At 39.7% G+C, this 856-nt stretch carries 2 pseudogenes; both read left to right on the top strand.

The features are described from left to right. Window positions 1-161 precede the first annotated feature (161 nt). Window positions 162-288 (top strand): annotated as a pseudogene (locus ACM2FC_RS23505) (nitroreductase family protein); the annotation flags it as partial. Then, a pseudogene (locus ACM2FC_RS23500) lies at window positions 286-506 on the top strand (transposase); the annotation flags it as partial. The pseudogenes ACM2FC_RS23505 and ACM2FC_RS23500, both read left to right, overlap by 3 nt. Window positions 507-856 lie beyond the last annotated feature (350 nt).

Genomic DNA, 856 nt, shown 5'->3' with positions numbered 1-856 from the left:
AATGAAACTAGGAAAAAGTGCCTAAAGAAGTCTCCAAGTTTACTTGACCGTTACATTAATTTTTTGAATAAAACATAGAGTATGTTTCTTTGACCGAGATTTGCGATATCTTTAACTTGACTTACTCTATGTCCCTGATTCCTCTTGCTTGATTTCTTAACAAGACAATTGACACAGAAGATATGCAAGCCATTAAAGAGGCACTTCGTATATCTGCGTCATTGATTAACTCTCAAACCTTGGAAGTTCATTGTTATTGGATCTGACGAAGCAAAAGAGCGTTTCCACGCTCATTTGCTGATCGCATACCCTCCAAAACTTTCAATCAGCGTAATGGTTAACAACTTGAAAGCCGTTTCATCTCGCATGTTGCGACTACAAAACACGCACCTTACAAGGCAGAGCAAAAGCTCTGCATTATGGCCTCGCTCATACTTTGCACTGCTGGAGGTGTGACAATTGAAACATTAAAAACCAATGTAGAGAGTCAATCGACCCCAAATTAAGACGCTATCGCGTCTTATGCCTTATACCCCCGCTCTAAGACCGGGCGAGGGTTTACGGCGAAATTGCTAAGGTTTTGATTGTTGTAGAGGCCCCATCAAGATAACTCTTTTTTATCAATCAGTTACCTTGATTAGGGCTAAGGTCGATACGCAATAAGGCTATAGAGAGAAATTCGTGGGGATTCTTCAGACTTTAGGGTATAAATCGCCATTAATATTCTCTAAAAGATGATTGATCATCTTATTTTTAGATACATCATTTGATAGTATTTCTCCATGCGAACAGGGCAACTTCACCACAGATATATTTGAGCATAATTGCCGGAACCCTAAACCATCAGAGCGAACTG

Source organism: Vibrio sp. A37 (genome assembly GCF_059777565.1).
Note: the sequence above shows the minus strand (reverse complement) of the source record. Positions and strands in the feature narration are given on the sequence as shown.